This window comes from Wujia chipingensis (assembly GCF_014337155.1).
In the GTDB taxonomy this organism is placed as follows: domain Bacteria; phylum Bacillota; class Clostridia; order Lachnospirales; family Lachnospiraceae; genus Coprococcus_C; species Coprococcus_C hominis.
In genome coordinates this window covers 557,771-574,682 of record NZ_CP060632.1, presented here as the reverse complement: position 1 = coordinate 574,682, position 16,912 = coordinate 557,771, and the positions used below count along the sequence as shown (strand labels likewise).

Below are 16,912 nucleotides of genomic sequence, written 5' to 3'. Positions count from 1 at the left end.
CACGAATATGTTTACACATAAAAAGAGCCTTGCAATCTGCAAGACTCTTTTTTGATTTGTTATTTTATTTAATAATACATGCTCTGCCATCGTTCAAAGGCGTTGCACTCGGTGCTTTGCCTCCCTTTGGTACGAGCACGATCTGAATTCCTTCCAGACGCTTTGCATATCCAACTGTTCCAGCTGTCTGCCCATTCTTCGCCCAGTTCAACCAGCCGAAAGTCTGTGCGTGTACACGGTAGTATACATCATATTTCTCAGCAAGTTCACCAGTCAGTTTGATCTCGATTGCCTCCAGACGCTTCGCCTGTCCAGTCGTTCCGCTGACTACGCCATCGCTAACCCAAGGCTGCCATCCCAATTTCTGCACATGCGTATGATAAGTCACACCACCATCTACACCAAGTGCGTCATTGTTGACCTGAATCCGGATTGCCTCCAGCCGCTTTGCTTCTCCATATGTTCCAGAGAAGGAACCGTCTGATACAAATTGCTGGTTGCCATAGGTCTGCACATGCGTTGCATAATTGATCAAGCCCGGCTGATCACTCTTCGATGCAGCCTTTCCGTACTGTACATAAGAAACAGCGCTGGTTCCCGAAGATGGCGTCATCCCCTTCGGTACTACGTAAATCTGGATTGCTTCCAGACGCTTTGCAAATCCTGACGTACCAGCCGTTTCACCATTCTTTGCCCAGCCAAGCCAGCCAAAGGTCTGTGCATGTACACGATAATACACATCGAATTTGTCTGCGTCGTTGCCTGTTAATTTGATACGGATTGCTTCCAGACGTTTGGCCTGTCCAGTTGTTCCGCTTAAAGCTCCATCATCGACCCAATTACCCCAGCCTAAGGTCTGTACATGTGTCTGATAGGTAACACCCAAATCATACTCGCCACCGACCTTAATCTTGATTGCCTCCAGGCGCTTGCCAAGTCCGGTCGTTCCGCTTGTCATACCGTTAAATTTATCTGCCTGCCAGCCATAACTCTGTACATGTGTGCTATACGCTACATTCAGGAACGAATTTGCTGTACTGGATGTCTTTTTTACCGTACAGAATTTGTACATATAATCATTTACAATACTATATCCATAATTTGATGCAGTTGCCCAGCCCTTTCCCCAAGGGTTTTCCTGAATACCCAAGTACTCTACAAAAGTTGCACAGCCTCTTGTCACATACTGGAATCTCGGATCAACCACTGCATTTTTCAGATCTTCCTGTGAAGCGTATGCCTTCAGATGCTGTACCTGTGCACGTACTCCCAGACGTACCGAACCAAATGCCTGTCCAGCAGCGCCGCCTCCGGTTGCGCCCAGTCCACAGAAATTATACTGCTCAATCTTTACATCGCCGCCGAATCGCAAGAATCCAGTTTCTTTCATTGCCTGTGCAAATACAACACCCGGATCTACGCCCTCTGCAACTGCCTCGTCGTAAAAGATCTGGCAAAATGTCTGCAATGGATTGGACGATGCTTTGATCTCTGTATCATGCTCCTGATAGTAAGTCGGGAACGTTGCATTGGACTTATAATACGATACCATACGATCAACTGATGTCGTCGGAGTCGTCATAATTGGTGTCAATGCTTCGGACGTACCACCGTCATATGCTGTACGGATCGTATCCGCGATTGTCGCCTTAGAGCCGTAATTCCCATTCTTGGACAATCCATAATATTCTGCAATGGCGGTTGCATCTGCATACCCCATTTCCTTTACTTTATCTTCTCTTGACAAAAAGTTATATACATCGCCATAATTATCGATAAATGCATGCTCGATCAAAACTGCCGGGAAACCAGCTTCCTTAGAACGCTTGATAACGCCTAAGTAATCCGATGGTGAACCATCTGGGTACTGGCTGCCGTCCTCTGTATTCCGGATCTTGATTCCTCTGTTATATAGGCCAAGCGCTACCAGCTTCTGCTGGATTACTTCTGCCAGTTCTTTTCCTTCTGTTCCGATACCCGGTATGTAATTGCCGTTTGGATAATACACCTCGGCACCGCCATGTTGTCCACCAACAGCATTGATATGAATGCTGACAAACACATCTGGATTAAATTTCTTTGCATACGCTACGCGATTAGCAAGATTATTGTCCGTATCTGCAGTTCTTGTCATGTATACTTCAACATGGCTATACTCTTCCAGCTTTGACTTGCAATACTGCGCAATTTTCAACGTCAAATCCGCTTCTCTCAAGCCATATTTACATGCACCCGGATCAGAACCACCATGTCCCGGATCAAGCACAACAACCAGATTCGGGTTGGCTGTCGACTGTGTTGCGATTCCGCTGTCTGCAACACTGTCATCGGCTTCCTGTAAAGCTTCGGTCAGAGAATCAAAAGTCATCTCCTGTCCTTCGGCATCCAGCACGGTAATTCCGTCTTCGCCGCAGGCTTCCTCTGCATCCTGCTCTGCCTGTTCATCCACGACATAGGCATCCGCCTCAGAATCAACATCCGTATTGATACCAAATTTGGCGTCAATTCCGGTATCCACCATACGAACGATTCGTTTCTCTCCGTCTGCAACTACCTCAATCGTGGTTACTTCATATTCTCCGCTCGGCTGGGTATCATCAAACTCCATGTTAAACAGCAGGCTTCCCTCATCTACGGTATCCGCAGTCACTTCATAGGAAGTACCAGTCTCCACATTGACGTAAGTCAAAACCGCATCCGAAAGCTTCTCCGTTCCATCTCCGACATCCGCCAGAACAAACTGGCTTCCCGGTGTACATACAACCGGACTTCCGACGACCAGATAATTCAACTGTTCTTCTGTCTGTGCCACCGAAACTGGTTCTGCTGCGCAAATCGGGACTCCATTTCCCGCAAGCAGCATCCCCGCTGTCAAAATGGCTGCAAGAATCTTCTTACTCTTTTTGAAGCGTATCATGTTACTCTCTCCTTCGTTTTCTACTATAATCCAAAAAACACCATTCCGATTATAATATCATTTTCGGCAGATAGCAATGATTACGCATCCCTTTTTCGTCATTTTCTTGTAAATTTCCTGTAATTTTCACTATCGACGTAGTTTTCTCTTCCGTTTATAGCCGGTATACTTCTGTTTTTTCTCGTAACGTGCCCGTAACTTCTCCGCAATCAGAGTCAGATACCGGAATAAGGATTCCGCTGCGAATCCGAACACAACCATCAACAATATACACCGGTTTGACATATCACTTAATGCAAACAGCTTCTTCAGAAAGATTCCGGAGAATACAAGTCCGAATATATTCAGGAAGATCACGCCGTACTTCATCTTATTGAGCGGCTCGCTGATCTTAAATAAGATCATAAATCCAACAACCGACAAAACCAGTGTTGCGGCTGTCGCCACACTCGCATCCGGAAGTCCGAATACCGATCCAAGCATGACAAGGGCTCCGACTGCAATCACATCGGTCAGACCGCCCGGCAGTGCCTTAAGCAGCACATTCGTGATAAACCTGCCTTCGATCCGGTTCTTGTTCGGCTCTAATGCAAGCAGGAATCCCGGTGCGCCGATTGTGAACATACTGATCAAGGATACCTGCGCCGGTTCGAGCGGATATGTGATCATCAAAACCATCGAGAATACTGCCATCAACAGAGAAAATATATTCTTTACAAGGAACAGACTCGCTGACCGCTGTACGTTGTTAACGACACGCCTGCCTTCATACACAACATCCGGCATATGTGCAAAATCCGAATCCAGCAATACAACCTGTGCTGCCTGCGCTGCTGCCTCACTTCCCGATGCCATCGCCACGCTACAGTCTGCATCCTTCATAGCCAAGATATCATTGACACCATCACCTGTCATCGCAACCGTATGTCCTTTGATCTGCAATGCCTTCACAAGCTTCTGTTTCTGCTTTGGGGTCACACGTCCAAAGACAGTGTACTGTTCCACCGCATCCCTAAGCTTCGCCGCTGTATCAAGCGTGGTCGCATCCACGTAATTCTCTGCACCCAGGATTCCAGCCTGCAGCGCAACTTCAGAAACCGTCCCCGGATTATCACCGGAGATGACCTTGATTGCCACGCCCTGATTGTTAAAATATTCGAATGTCTGCTTTGCATTTTCACGAATCGGGTTCGCAAGTATGACAAATCCAAGCGGAATCACCTCTTCTGTAAGTCCGTGCTTTAAATCTGTTCCTGCGTATTTTGCAAAAAGCAGGACGCGGTCACCATCCTTCGTGAAAGTTGTAATCTCTTCTTCCACCGTCGCATATGCATCTCGCAGGACAAATTCCGGCGCCCCTAATATATAAGTTCCTTCTGTAAATACAATTGCACCGTATTTCGTTGTTGAGGAAAATGGATAGCGCTCCACAACCATCCGATGCGGTGTCGCACCATCATTTTCTGCAAATGTGCGGAGTGCCTGCATCGTCGCATTGTTGTCGTTCGATGCAAGAGTATAATCCACAAGTAATTCCTGCAATTCCTCCGGCGTGTGCAGCAGATTCTTCCCGTTCTTACTGCATATGATCTGCTTGACATTCATCGTCGGCTCGGTGATCGTACCGGTCTTATCCACACACAGCACATCGACACGTGCAAGTGCTTCGATACTCTTCATATCATGCAGCAGCACCTTCCGGCTGGCAAGCTTCATGGTGCTGAGAGCCAGTGCGATTGTCGTAAGTAAATATAATCCCTCCGGAATCATACCGATGATCGCCGCAACCGTCGCTGTCACACTCCGGCGAATTGTCTCATGGTTGATAAAATGGCTCTGATAAAACAACAGAAGTCCGATTGGGATGATAACGATACCAACCCATTTGACGATCTGGTTGATTGAACGGATCATCTCAGACTGCTCGCCGCTTCCCATCGTCTTTGCTTCCTGTGAGAGCTTCGCGATGTAGGATTCATTTCCGACATGAGTGAGTTCGGCGTGGCATTGTCCGGATACGACAAAGCTTCCGGAGAACAGTTCGTCGCCGGGATTTTTCTCTACCTCGTCCGCTTCTCCGGTAAGCAGCGATTCATTGACCTGCACGCTTCCTTCCACGACGACTGCATCTGCGCAGATCTGGTTGCCCGCCTCCAAGATGATCTCATCATCCTGTACAAGCTGTTCGGTTTCAATCTTCTGCTTCACGCCGTCCCGCACGACGATCGCGTGCGGTGCATTCAGCAGATTCATCTTGTCCAGTGTCCGCTTCGCGCGAACCTCCTGTATAATTCCAATCAGTGTATTGCCGATGACAATCGGCAAGAAAGTCAGGTTCCGAAAAGAACCGACCAGACAGAGTAAGACTGTAATGATCAAAAAGATCAGGTTAAAATATGTGAATGTGTTGGAGATGATAATCTCCTTCGTTGTTTTATCGGTAGACAGGTCGGTCTCGTTCGTCAGGCCCTGATCGATCCGCTCCTGTACTTGTTGCTGCGTAAGTCCCATAATCTTCTCCTTTTTGAAAATACCCTTGCTGCATCCTGCAATCTGATTCTGTATAGTATATTCCTGCAACTATGTTTGCATATGCGATGTATTGAGCCCAAGAAGTTCTAAATGTTCTGTTATACAATATTATCATCGTACGCAACCGCCGCCAATTCGCCATCCATGGCTCAGTGGCGGCTTGTTTGAACATCGTGTTCAAACATTGCTGTTATTATCCAGAACATTAAGAACTTCTAAGCCTCAAACATATGCATATCCCAAACATAGTTGCAGGAATTACACATACAGAACCAGATTACAATATACTTTTTCGTATTTTCAACTCTTCTTATGCCTTAATTCTATATCTTCCAAATTATTACATATGATAGCACAGGAGATTTGCTGAAACAACGCAAATTCTATGAACTTTTGGTGAATCTTAGGAATCGGCGGTACAGCAAAAATCCGGCAATCGTCGTAATAATATCCGTAACCGGAAACGTCAGCCAGAAGAAGTTTAGCCCGATTCTTGAGAATGCATACCCGAGCGGCACAAATAAAAATACCGTTCTTATCACCGTAAGCATACTGCTTGTAAACGCTTTTCCAACTGCCTGAAAGAACACCGGAAATGTCAATGATGTCACAAGCGGAATAAAGCTCACCGCAATGATACGGAACGCCACCTTCCCAATACGGATCACTTCTGCATCATGTGAGAATACATGCAGCATCTGTCCCGGTATCAGTTCAAAACAAAGCACACCTATCATCATCAGGGATACTCCATATATAAGTGCCAATGACAACGTCTTCTTGCAGCGGGCAATCTTCATCGTTGCATAATTATAGCTTAAGATCGGCACGATACAGGTCTGCATCGCCCCAAGCGGGATGAAGAAAAACGCCTGCCATTTGTAATAAAGTCCAAGTACTGTCACCGCCTGATCGGAGAAGGTTGCAAGTACCATATTAAGTCCGAATATATAGAACGTGTACGCAGACTGCATCAGGATGTTCGGGATTCCCATCTTATAAATCTTGCGGATGTCCGGCAGATATACAGATAACGCCGGTGACTTCCGGAATCCTCTGCGCATGACAATCAGCGCCGCTACGATCTGACCAACGACGGTTGCTGTCGCAGCTCCTGCGATTCCCATCTTCGGCAATCCAAACATACCAAAAATCAAGAGTGGATCGAGTATGATGTTTGTAACTGCACCTGCAATCTGTGCGATCATCGGCGTCTTCATATTGCCGTTTGCCTGCAGGATCTTCGTCCAGATACTCTCCAAAAAAAGTCCAAAAGAAAAGACGCATACAATCCGTCCATACATCACAACCTCTTTGATTACTTCTGCGGAATCCGTCGACATCTTCGCGTATGCGGGCATGAAGAAATAACAGAACACGGCGAATACTGCCCACATAAACAAAGTAAGTGGCGTGCCGATCCCACCGATCTCGTCCGCCTTTTCATCCTCGGACAAGCCTAAGTAATGCGCCATACACGTATTGATACCAACACCGGTTCCAACCGCAAATGCGATCATCAGAAGCTGGATCGGATAGATGATGGACAGCGCGGTCAGTCCGCTCTCGGAATACCGCCCGACAAAGAAGCTGTCCACAATGTTATAAAGTGCCTGTATCAACTGCGCCAGCATCACAGGCGGCGCCATCTTCCATAATATTTTACTGATTTTCTCTGTGCCAAACATCTGGCTGTCTTGTTTCATTGTTGCCTGTCCTCCACGGGTATTACATCATTTCATATGGATGTCGCACGGGTATCGCCCCTCTCGGGTATCGCCTCACCAGATATCACTGTCCCACAAGATTGTAAATGGGCCATCGTTCTCCAACTCGACCTTCATATCGGCACCAAAGCTTCCGCATTCTACTTTCCCGAACGTCTCCACGCATTTTGCTTTGAAATACTCATACATCTCCTCTGCAAAGTCCGGCGCACCCGCCTTGACAAAGCTTGGGCGGTTTCCTTTCTTGCAATCCGCATATAATGTGAACTGGGATACGACCAGCACTTCTCCTCCTACATCGGTAATTGACAGGTTCGTCTTGCCCTCTTTATCTGCAAAGATCCGCAAGGTTGAAAGCTTCTTCACATAGCGGTCAACCATCTCCTTCGTATCCCCCTGTGCCACACCGAGCAGAAGCAGATATCCCTTGCCGATGCTTCCGATTGTCTCTCCATCTACTTTTACGGATGCGTGATTGACACGCTGTATTACAATTCGCATGATTTTTCTCCTATTATTCTTGTTTTATTTTTCGACAGAGGTTAAATATTCTATATTATTCTTATCTGTCTCTATTTCTTGCTAAGCATCCCTATTATACATATGCAATTCCCCCGTTTCAACTATCTTTTCTCTCTCCATTCTCCAAATTGGGGGAATCTTTCTGTTTTCAGATTTTCTCCCCAATCAACTTTCTTCTCTCTGTCTTCCAGTTGGGGAATTTTCCTGTTTCCCTGATTTTCTCCCCAACCCGCTTGCTTCCTATCAGCTTCCGATTGGGGAGTTTTTCCCGTTCCTCCACTTTCTCCCCATCCTGCTTGCTTCCTATCAGCTTCCGGTTGGGGAGTTTTTCCCGTTCCTCGATTTTCTCCCCAACCCGCTTGCTTCCTATCAGCTTCCGATTGGGGAGTTTTTCCCGTTCCTCGATTTTCTCCCCAACCTGCTTGCTTCCTATCAGCTTCCGATTGGGGAGTTTTTCCCGTTCCTCGATTTTCTCCCCAACCTGCTTGCTTCCTATCAGCTTCCGATTGGGGAGTTTTTCCCGTTCCTCGATTTTCTCCCCAACCCGCTTGCTTCCTATCAGCTTCCGATTGGGGAGTTTTTCCCGTTCCTCGATTTTCTCCCCAACCCGCTTGCTTCCTATCAGCTTCCGATTGGGGAGTTTTTCCCATTCCTCCACTTTCTCCCCATCCTGCTTGCTTCCTATCAGCTTCCGATTGGGGAGTTTTTCCCGTTCCTCGATTTTCTCCCCAACCCGCTTGCTTCCTATCAGCTTCCGATTGGGGAGTTTTTCCCATTCCTCCACTTTCTCCCCATCCTGCTTTCTTCCTATCAGCTTCCGATTGGGGAGTTTTTCCCGTTCCTCCACTTTCTCCCCATCCTGCTTGCTTCTCTCAACCTTCCCGTTGGAGTAAATTCTCTATTTTGGAAAAATTCACCCAATTCACGCATATACTTTCTCAGGACATAGTATAAATTTCCAAAAAATCCATAAACTATATGCATATCTGCACGAACCAACTAACCCAAGAAAGGACAAACCAACATGAAATTCAAAACCAACGCCATCCGTTTTCTCTTCATCTCCATCCTCGGAGTGCTGCTGCATTTCACCTATGAATGGTCGGACGACAACCGCATTGTCGGGCTGTTCTCGGCGGTCAACGAATCCACGTGGGAGCATCTGAAGCTGCTCTTCTTCCCGATGCTTCTGCTCACGCTGGTCGAGCTGTTCTTCTTCCATGAAAAAATGCCAGCCAATTACCTCTGGGCGCGTACCCTCGGAATCTTGTCCGGCATGATTTTTATTGTCGCAGTTTTCTATACACTGAATGGTATCCTCGGAACAAACTACGACTGGATCAATATTGCACTATATTTTGCAGGCGTTATCTTCGCCCTCTTCGTGGAAAATGATGTCTACCGAAATGGGAAGGCAGAAAAGCTCATCCTTTCTTCCGCGATTTTGCTCCTCTTAACCGCGGCATTTTTCACCTTTACGGAATATCCGCCACAGCTCGGCATCTTCCAGTAAATAATTTTTCTATCTCAATTGTTTTATTTGTCCATCCTCCATTTCATACACATGATCACATAATGCTTCAATATCTTCCCGGTTATGGCTTGCCAAAAGAATTGTCTTTCCTTTCTGCTTTTCTTTGCAGAAAATTTGACGCATCTCTTCTACCCCCTGTCGATCCAAACCATTCATAGGCTCATCCAATATCAAAACAGCAGGGTCTTCCATAATTGCCTGCGCAATTGCCAGACGTTGCTTCATTCCTAAAGAAAAGTTTTTTACCTTCTTTTTGGATTCCGGATCAAGTCCTACCATCCTCATTATTTCATGCAACAATTCCATGTTCTTTTTATTTCGAATTTCAAACAAATATTTTAAATTATTAATCCCACTTTCACTTTCCAGAAACGCCGGATTTTCAATAATTATCCCTGCATTTTTTATTAGTTCGCCACCAGATTTATATCTTTTTCCATCAATCAAAATCTCTCCGCTATCTTCAAATAATAATCCACATATACATTTAAACAGTACTGTTTTTCCTGATCCATTATGCCCTATAATTCCTGTAATTTCACCATTTGGGCAAACAAGCGAAACATCATTCAATACCTTTTGTTCACCAAAACTTTTTTCCAGATTCTTTACCTCGATCATTATCAAACCTCCATGCCTACGTTTCATTGATCCAATCAAATTCAGTATGCCTGATTCTTCTATATGCCGCAAAAAACGATAAACACATTATGCAGATTATCAAAATCACATATACATATTGTTTCGGATACTGCCAATCCATAAATATTGTTTCTCCGTATACTGATATTCGATACCATGTAAATATCGAAAGAAATGGCAGCCAGCGTTGGGTAAAAAACAGGCCTTCCGATAACCCTAACAAAGACAGCATCAAAACCACTACGATTGACACTGTACGATTGAACCAGATACTTATTGCAAACATCACACATCCTACCATGACCGAAACCAGCCATACCATCAAGAAACAGGTTTCCATTGCCGTGATCGGCTTATAATTCATCAAAATACTCGGTGATACCAGATTCATCAGATTATAGGAATACAAATTGGTTGAATATGCCATTGTATGTATTACTTTTCCCCATTCCATTGTAAAGTTGATTTTGGGAACAAATACAAGTACGCATACAGCAAACGAAATAATTGTAAACATAAACATGGATAGTATCATGGATAGCATTTTCTCCATAAACCACTTTTTTCGTCCCATTCTTGAAATGTAATATAATTCATTCGCATTAAAATAAGGAATATCCGATAACAGATAACATATAATAATTCCGTAAAATGCCGCAAAAAATGTATTACTAAATATATGAGGAACAATCCAGATGCTTACTTTTTCATTCACATCCCCAATTAATTGATCCATTCCCGACGTGACTGCTAACACTAATCCGACTACCATCATTACAGCACTTATGAATCGAAAGGAACGCATTTTTTTAATGCTGTCATAAGCAGCTGTTTTTATTATTTTTTGAACATTCGCCATTCACTTTCTCCTTCCATTCTTATAATTAATACAATAACTGACAATGAATATGTAACAACATATTTGGAAGAAAAATGTTGATGGTTGCTGTCCTGAAAGTGTCATTTCCAACTGATTCACCCCTAATGCCTTCCACGAAATGACTGCACCTCTTTGCCATCCAAGTAATCTTTGCATTAAAATATCCTGTACATACACACATAATAGCGGAAATGTATATGCCGCGATTTTATTGTTCACAAACTCTGACACAAACAACCCAAGCAATGACATAAAGCCTGCCAGTACTGACATATGGAAGATACAAACTGCAAAATACAGACCTGTTCTTCCTTCTTTTAAGTACTGCATATATGCGCGCTCCAAATCCAGTATTTCAAACCACTGTGTTTCATCCGGCATCCCCAATCGGATATAGTTTATTTGTAACGTAATCAAAAAGCCTAATATAAATGTGATCTGTGTCGAAATGAATACAACTAACATCTTCGAAATAATATAATATTCCCGATGATTACTGCGCAGTTCCATTTGAATCCGAAATTTATGACAGTTGTCATCTATATAACTACCAACATATGGTACCGATGCTATCCCCATTGCGATAAACAACAACTGCATCGTATTTACATGATTCATCCACGAAACAACATCCGCTGGCTCATCTTTGTTATAAAGAAGCAGTACACTAATTATAATCACACATATTGGGAATCTCCAATTTCCAAATGCTCGTCGCACATCTATTTTCAAATACCTCAATAGCATAATTTTCCCTCTCATTTATTGCACTATAATTTTTCCTGTTATTGCATTCACACGTAATTCATATTGATACTCCGAATCATTCAATGGTTTTTCATTTATTTGGAACGCCCATACAGGAATCAGTGTTTTTCCATCTTTCATATGGTCTACTATCAGTTCTGCCGAAATCACTTCCCGATCCGCTCCATCCACAATACCTTCAAAATATTCAATCACAGATTGCATAACTGCATCAAAGTTCAATAAAGATTCACTTTCATTCATTGATGTATAATCATACAAGTTTTGTATATAGCAAAAGATAATTCCTTTTTTATTATACATAACTGTGATTTGTGCATTTAAATCCTGTGCACTTTCCTGCCAAAAGGAATTACCCTGAAAATCACGAAGCCCAGAATACACATGATGAAAATAGAACAAATAGGTATCATTTTCTTCCGACCAATCCGTCTTATACTCCTCTTCCTGCTGATTTCCATCCATATCTATATGTTCTTCCTGTTGCTGCAAAATTTCATGATCCAAATAATACGTTTCACATGTAAAATCTTTTTTTAAATCTATGCCACACGAATCCATGATTTCATATATTTCCTGCTTTGCAGCTTCTTCAGAAGCAAACGTAAATTCTTTCGAATCCGTATATTCTGACAAATTATAATCTGAATAAAACCTGTCCGTTTTCAAACATGCATTCAATTCCAGATATTCCAAATCCGTATAGGTACAGGAATCCAATCCCCATGTAAAAAAAGATTCACTGACGCCATCCGACACCGCATTACTTGATATCATTTGTGCCTCCGCATCCAATGTATTGCTACCATCATCCGGCATAAACACTCTGCCTACTTTTTCATAATCCAACGAACATTCCGTCGCGGTTCCATTCTTCCAGCTTACTTCCTGAGGTGTTATTTCTTGTAAATCAATACGTAAATGTTCCGAACTATATCGATACTGTTGCGGGAATGTCTGCGTTTGTATATTATCAGCTTCTGTTTTCCCATTATTATTTCCTGAACAGGAAGTCACCACGCATGTTATAAACAGCATGCACATAACAACCAATTTCTTTTTCATAAAGCCAGTTACCTCCATCATACAAATAAAGCGATTTGAGACGTTTTATTTTGTTCCAAACCGCTTTATATTTCACTCAAAATTTATGGACAATAATTTCCTTTTCCGTGAACATTTGCATAATTCATAGGTGCGGAAGCATATACATAATATTGATGTCCACGTTTTGCTTCTACCAAATCATAATTATGGCTTTTTGTAGTACCCAAAAGATGACCAGGGTACGTCAACGCTGTAGACACCCTTACGTGATCGCTAGAGTATGATGTAAAGTTTAATGATGGACCATTGGTTAATGACGTTAATTTTATATAAAATTTCTGGTCATTATCTCCTTTAGCCTCTTTTCTTGAATAAGGATCCTTTGATGCTACCCCTGAAATATTAGATGCCGTAACATCTAACGAAATATTCCCAGCTCGAGCAACTCCACTTCCCAAACATCCAAATATAGCAAATGCTAATGCTATTTTTGATATTATCTTTCTCATAATTCATTACCTCCTCTACTGTACTTTTCCACTTTTCTTCAATACTTCTTCCAGCCCCTCTGGTTCTTCTGGTTCATACCAGCTTCCACGACAGCATTCCGGTGCAATAGCTGCTACACCAATCGCGAATGCGCATAGCTTTCCACTATGCCTGACAAGAAATTCCAGTACTTTTTTCATGCTCTTTTCCCTCCTGTAAATAATTATTTGAATTTCTTATTAAACCCATTTTTATCCTATCATACGCACAGATGCTTCTTTCATTTTTTCTGCGAATGGTCAAAAACGGGGAGTAAAGTGCATTTTACCCCCCGTTTTTGACCATTTACGGGAAATTATATATTACCAATTGTTCTATGTTATGATGCTTATATGGAGGTAAATCGAATGAAAATTACAGAAACGCTCAGCGTAAAAATCACGGATATATTTATCGATAATCACGTTCTACCGTTTCAGCAACGGGCAGCTTACATATACTGCTTTGACTTCTGTTTCGACTTATTCCTATATAATCTCAGCCTTCTGATTCTTGGAATCTTTTTCCATCATGGATGGCTGGCACTCGTCTACGTTTTTACAATGTCTCCACTCAAGATGCTTGCCGGAGGCATGCATGCATCTTCGCGCGGCATATGTGATATTATTTCTTATCTCACCTTCTGTATTGGAATAATTATCACGATCTATCTGCCAATCCCTGCAATCCAGACATTTCCAGCCTTCTGGTGTTTCTGTGTATTGCTGATTGCCATCATCATCCTTGCACCTATAGATACAAAAAGCCATCGCCTGACTCAAAAGAAGAAACGTCGATTAAAATACCTGACTGCAATATATTCGATAATGCTACTAAGCTTGTACCTTATATTTTTTAACTTTTTTAGATTTGATTCTATCCAGATTATGTTCTTTTGTGTTATCGTAATATGGATAAACCAATTATTGGGGCGAATCAGCAAAGGGGGATCTCAATGAAACTGAACATTGCAATCTGTGACGATGACGAAGCAGCAATTGAATATTTAAAATCCTGTATCACACATTTTTATTTTGCGTTTGATGTGGAAGTTTCTATCTCTACATTTACAAGCGGAAGAACATTCTTAGATTCCTATACAGAAAAAGGACAATATCAGTTAATTTTCATGGATGTAGAAATGCCAGAGCTAAACGGTTTGGATACCGCAAGCATCCTGCGTTCCACCATCGACCGTTATGCCTTGCTCGTGTTCGTGAGCAATTATCCGGAATACATGCAAAAAAGCTTTACAGTCCGGGCATTTTATTATCTGACGAAACCATACACCACAGAGGATGTCGAAGAAGTGCTGAAGAACGCAATCAATGAAATCGAACAAAGTCACACAATCTATTCCATCGTGTCTACAACAGAAGGAGAAACGACGATCTATATTCAGGATCTTCTCTATATCGAGGTTGAAAACAGTGATACACAGACTTTACTGTTTCATCTTACAAACCACACGATCTCTGTGCGCGGAACGCTTTCATACTGGAAGGAAACGCTTGCCTCCCAGCACTTTTACAAATGTTATCGCAGTATCCTTCTGAATCTGAAGCATGTACATTATTTTGAGGACAAATTCGTTGTTTTAGACAATCAGGAGCGAATTCCTCTGAGTCGAAATGCCAGACGGGAACTACTTTCTATTTACATGAATCACCTCGTAGAATTAAACGAGTTAAATTAGGAGGGCGCACTATGTATTACGCGATTGAAGCACTTACCTATCTCTTTGATATGGGCATAATCATTATCTATATGAATGGCATCTTCCATAAGGAAAACCGTCGTACCGCTTATCCGCTCTATATTGCGTGCTTCCTTATTATGGAGGTACTTATCTATGTAAACCAGGTTCTGTGCACCGGACTGCCATCCAAGCAATTTACAATAGCCACAAGCACCGTAAGTCTGCTTACGACCTTTGCACTGACCTTCCTATACAGGACGCGCCTGTCAAACCGCATATTTGTATCCATTTCCTTCCAGATTCTTGCTCTGCTTGGAGAAAGCTTTTTCCTGTTTCTGGTGAAAATAATAAACCCGGCAGTTATAGATCTCCCTCTCCGCCAGCTTTCGATCCTCATGAATCTCGGTTCCAAGATCATGCTGTTCCTGTTGATTCTGGTTGTGATTTTCTTCTGGAACCGACACATAAAATATCACGATTATAAATACAACCTGTTATTATTTACGACGCCCGTGCTTTCTCTGGTAATTACCCTTTGTATTCCTGTCCGCAGCAATTACCAGTCAAACAATGCGTACTATATGATCATTGCCTATTTAGCGATTGCCCTGTTAAATATATTGAATTATTGTCTGTTGGATAATTGTTTTAAGATGGAGCAGATCAAGGACGAAAACCTTTCTATGCGCAGACAGATTGATTTTCAGCAGGAAAAATATTTCCAATTGGGAACCGCCTACAAGAAAACCCGCAGCATCGTACACGATATGAAGAACCATTATTTTGCAATCTCCGAGATGCTTAAGAAGCAACAGACGGAGCAGTTAGATGCATATCTTCACTCTGCGATCAACGACATAGAAGCGAATTATATCAGTGTCAACAGCGGCAACCTTGTATTGGATGCCTTCATCAGTAGCTTCGAGATGCTCGCAAAAGAGAAGCAATTTGCCTTTTCCCAAAAGATTACATTGCAACCAACTCAGATTCCGGTCTCGGACTATGACCTGTGTACGATCGTCGGAAATATGCTGGATAACGCATCCGAAGCGGTCTGTAAATCCAGAAATCCGAACCGATATGTGCATTTCAATGTATGTATCTCTGAAAATAATACGTTTGTTATACATATGCGCAACACCTGTCTGCCGGAAGACCAAATAAAAAAGTACCCGGATCACCGAATGGATCACGGGTACGGTCTGGCAAATATAAAGATCATCACGGAAAAATATCATGGTTACATGCGGAGTCAATATATCGAGGATTCCTTTGAAACCATGATCGTTATTCCGATTCTTAACAGAAAACGATATTTTTAACGTTCCTCCTTAATCATAAGCAGACATCCGGCAAGCAACAGGACACAGGATATCCAGATTGCATGCACGCCGATCTGCATTGAGCAGATTCCACCGGCACCGGCACCGACTGCAAAGATCAATATGATTCCATAGTAATGCAGTGCCTTGCGAAGTGCCCCCTTCTGGTGCTCCCGGATATAGACGGACAGGCTCTCGGTTCCGCTTCTTAAGTTTCCGATACACATCGTGCTCGCATAGCCATAGCCATTTACCTTCCGGAACGTCTGAACCTGCATCGCACAGGCAAACGACACGAGCATCGTCGCCGCCATGTTGAACTTCTGCGGCATAAAACCAACCGCTAATAAAATCAATATCTCAATCAAAACAACGATCTGCCGCCAGTGGATCTTTCTCGCATTCTTATAAGTATGTCCAATCCGTTCTGCCACGAGTACACCAAATGCAAACGCAAGCACCGGGAACAAGTAGTGCAGCGCGCGCATCCAGTTTCCTTCCATCAGATGCTGGCTCATCAGCACAACATTTCCGGTCTGTGCATTCGAGAATACGCCATTTCGCACATTGTATGTGTACGCATCCTGAAATCCCCCTGACAACGCCAGAATCGAACTTAATAAAAATGTCTCCGACGTCTGAATCTTTGCATGTCTTGATAATGTCTCCATCGTAGTTACCTCTATATATTTCTCTTTTCAAAATATGCAAGTTGTAAACAAATCTTTTGCAACTTCGTTACAGTTATGATACAACTTCGATGCAATAATACACTATACTGCAAGCAGATACAA

The 16,912-nt window shown here is 43.0% G+C and carries 16 protein-coding genes; 3 read left to right on the top strand and 13 right to left on the bottom strand.

The genetic code is table 11. The features are described from left to right. Window positions 1-64: 64 nt before the first annotated feature. From H9Q76_RS02820 to H9Q76_RS02800, 5 genes are all read right to left on the bottom strand, one after another. The gene (locus H9Q76_RS02820) at window positions 65-2,917 is read right to left on the bottom strand and encodes an N-acetylmuramoyl-L-alanine amidase (protein WP_249321569.1); all 2,853 of its coding nucleotides are present in this window, start codon (window positions 2,915-2,917) and stop codon (window positions 65-67) included. A gap of 129 nt (window positions 2,918-3,046) precedes the next feature. Further along, window positions 3,047-5,428, bottom strand: coding sequence for a cation-translocating P-type ATPase (locus H9Q76_RS02815; RefSeq protein ID WP_249321567.1), 2,382 nt, complete (start codon window positions 5,426-5,428; stop codon window positions 3,047-3,049). A 404-nt stretch (window positions 5,429-5,832) separates the two neighbouring features. Next, a complete protein-coding gene (locus tag H9Q76_RS02810; RefSeq protein ID WP_249321565.1) occupies window positions 5,833-7,155 on the bottom strand; it encodes an MATE family efflux transporter in 1,323 nt (440 codons plus the stop codon). A 75-nt stretch (window positions 7,156-7,230) separates the two neighbouring features. Further along, window positions 7,231-7,677, bottom strand: a complete 447-nt coding sequence (dtd, locus tag H9Q76_RS02805; RefSeq protein WP_021985767.1) for a D-aminoacyl-tRNA deacylase — start codon at window positions 7,675-7,677, stop codon at window positions 7,231-7,233. 169 nt (window positions 7,678-7,846) lie between these two features. Further along, the gene (locus H9Q76_RS02800; protein WP_249321564.1) at window positions 7,847-8,545 is read right to left on the bottom strand and encodes a hypothetical protein; all 699 of its coding nucleotides are present in this window, start codon (window positions 8,543-8,545) and stop codon (window positions 7,847-7,849) included. Window positions 8,546-8,722: 177 nt separating this feature from the next. Here H9Q76_RS02800 and H9Q76_RS02795 point away from each other — a divergent pair, with 177 nt between their 5' ends. Further along, a complete protein-coding gene (locus tag H9Q76_RS02795; RefSeq protein ID WP_021985769.1) occupies window positions 8,723-9,211 on the top strand; it encodes a DUF6512 family protein in 489 nt (162 codons plus the stop codon). Window positions 9,212-9,220: 9 nt separating this feature from the next. Here the strand turns inward: H9Q76_RS02795 and H9Q76_RS02790 are convergent, their stop codons facing one another. From H9Q76_RS02790 to H9Q76_RS02760, 7 genes are all read right to left on the bottom strand, one after another. After that, window positions 9,221-9,853 (bottom strand): ABC transporter ATP-binding protein, encoded by a 633-nt coding sequence (locus tag H9Q76_RS02790; protein WP_021985770.1) that lies wholly within the window; start codon window positions 9,851-9,853, stop codon window positions 9,221-9,223. A gap of 16 nt (window positions 9,854-9,869) precedes the next feature. Beyond that, window positions 9,870-10,733 (bottom strand): hypothetical protein, encoded by an 864-nt coding sequence (locus H9Q76_RS02785; protein ID WP_021985771.1) that lies wholly within the window; start codon window positions 10,731-10,733, stop codon window positions 9,870-9,872. Further along, window positions 10,734-11,435: a hypothetical protein gene (locus H9Q76_RS02780; RefSeq protein ID WP_147341768.1), complete on the bottom strand. Its 702-nt coding sequence runs from the start codon at window positions 11,433-11,435 to the stop codon at window positions 10,734-10,736. 81 nt (window positions 11,436-11,516) lie between these two features. Continuing rightward, on the bottom strand, window positions 11,517-12,587 hold the full coding sequence (locus H9Q76_RS02775; protein ID WP_021985773.1) for a hypothetical protein: 1,071 nt from the start codon (window positions 12,585-12,587) through the stop codon (window positions 11,517-11,519). Window positions 12,588-12,670: 83 nt separating this feature from the next. Continuing rightward, window positions 12,671-13,078, bottom strand: coding sequence for a hypothetical protein (locus tag H9Q76_RS02770; RefSeq protein ID WP_249321562.1), 408 nt, complete (start codon window positions 13,076-13,078; stop codon window positions 12,671-12,673). 15 nt (window positions 13,079-13,093) lie between these two features. Next, window positions 13,094-13,258, bottom strand: a complete 165-nt coding sequence (locus tag H9Q76_RS02765) for an AgrD family cyclic lactone autoinducer peptide (RefSeq protein ID WP_118373784.1) — start codon at window positions 13,256-13,258, stop codon at window positions 13,094-13,096. Between the two features lie 327 nt (window positions 13,259-13,585). Continuing rightward, on the bottom strand, window positions 13,586-13,867 hold the full coding sequence (locus tag H9Q76_RS02760; protein WP_243023014.1) for a hypothetical protein: 282 nt from the start codon (window positions 13,865-13,867) through the stop codon (window positions 13,586-13,588). Between the two features lie 185 nt (window positions 13,868-14,052). On the opposite strand from H9Q76_RS02760, the gene H9Q76_RS02755 reads away from it, so the two are divergent. Together H9Q76_RS02755 and H9Q76_RS02750 are read left to right on the top strand one after the other, a co-directional pair. After that, the gene (locus H9Q76_RS02755; RefSeq protein WP_181985579.1) at window positions 14,053-14,793 is read left to right on the top strand and encodes a LytR/AlgR family response regulator transcription factor; all 741 of its coding nucleotides are present in this window, start codon (window positions 14,053-14,055) and stop codon (window positions 14,791-14,793) included. Window positions 14,794-14,804: 11 nt separating this feature from the next. Continuing rightward, entirely contained in the window at window positions 14,805-16,118 is a 1,314-nt protein-coding gene (locus tag H9Q76_RS02750; protein WP_118373786.1) for a sensor histidine kinase, read from the top strand. Here the strand turns inward: H9Q76_RS02750 and H9Q76_RS02745 are convergent. Further along, a complete protein-coding gene (locus tag H9Q76_RS02745; RefSeq protein WP_249321560.1) occupies window positions 16,115-16,789 on the bottom strand; it encodes a YoaK family protein in 675 nt (224 codons plus the stop codon). The two genes, H9Q76_RS02750 and H9Q76_RS02745, sit on opposite strands and share 4 nt — an antisense overlap. Window positions 16,790-16,912 lie beyond the last annotated feature (123 nt).